At 34.1% G+C, this 533-nt stretch carries 1 pseudogene; it reads left to right on the forward strand.

The annotated features are described in order from the left end of the window. Positions 1–227: 227 nt before the first annotated feature. Positions 228–533 (forward strand): annotated as a pseudogene (locus R7O13_RS30485) (amino acid acetyltransferase); the annotation flags it as partial.

Raw genomic sequence — 533 nt, forward strand, 5'->3', positions numbered from 1 at the left:
AAACTACGTCTATAAATAAACAGAATTGGTATTTAGCATTTATTTTATGTGGCTTAAGCTATTTTTTGTGAGGCAGTTAATTGAATGCGTGTTGTTTATGTGAATCAATACGCATTTTGGTGAGGTATGACGCTAAGTTTGGTTATTATTTTGCCAAATTCATGTTTTTCTAAGTTCCTACGAAACAAATAGTTATAATTTTCTACTGCAAAGGTAGAGAGGTAGGGATGCTTATAAAATCATCTGCGAAAACAGCAGAAATCGATTGCTCTTGGCGCAATCAGTTTGAACTCAGTCAAAAACCGTACAACGGTTATTACTATGACTCCCAATTTTGGAAAAGGTTTTCCGAACACACCGCTGTTTATTTATTCCAATCTGATGCGTTTACTCTTTTATCCTGTCCGGAAAATCTCTGGCATAAAATTAAACATTTTCAGCCGAGTGAGCTAGAGAGAAAATTAAATAACCTGCAATTATTCTGCGAATATGACGACGTCGACTATCATTTATTTAATGATAATACCTTCAAT

It is taken from the genome of Vibrio sp. Y176, from assembly GCF_033438945.1.